The 278-nt window shown below is 77.0% G+C and carries 1 pseudogene; it reads left to right on the top strand.

The annotated features are described in order from the left end of the window. A pseudogene (locus tag BST27_RS31010) lies at nucleotides 1-278 on the top strand (PE family protein); the annotation flags it as partial.

Here is a 278-nt window from a genome sequence, read left to right as displayed (position 1 = left end):
GAGTTCGGTGGGGCCGGCGGGAACGGCGGTGACGCGGGGATTCTGCTGGGCACCGGCGGAGCCGGTGGCGCAGGCGGTCTCGCTGATTTCGGGGCCGGCGGGAACGGCGGCCACGGTGGGCGGGCCGGACTTGTGTTCTCCAGCGGAGGCGCCGGCGGGGCCGGCGGGTTCGGCTCTGATCAGGGCGCCGTTGGCGGGGCCGGCGGGAACGGCGGCGCCGCCGGCCTGCTCAGTTGCGGTGGGGTCGGCGGGGTAGGCGGAGCCAGCCACTACTCGGA

Source organism: Mycobacterium intermedium, assembly GCF_002086275.1.
GTDB lineage: Bacteria > Actinomycetota > Actinomycetes > Mycobacteriales > Mycobacteriaceae > Mycobacterium > Mycobacterium intermedium.
Note: the sequence above shows the minus strand (reverse complement) of the source record. Positions and strands in the feature narration are given on the sequence as shown.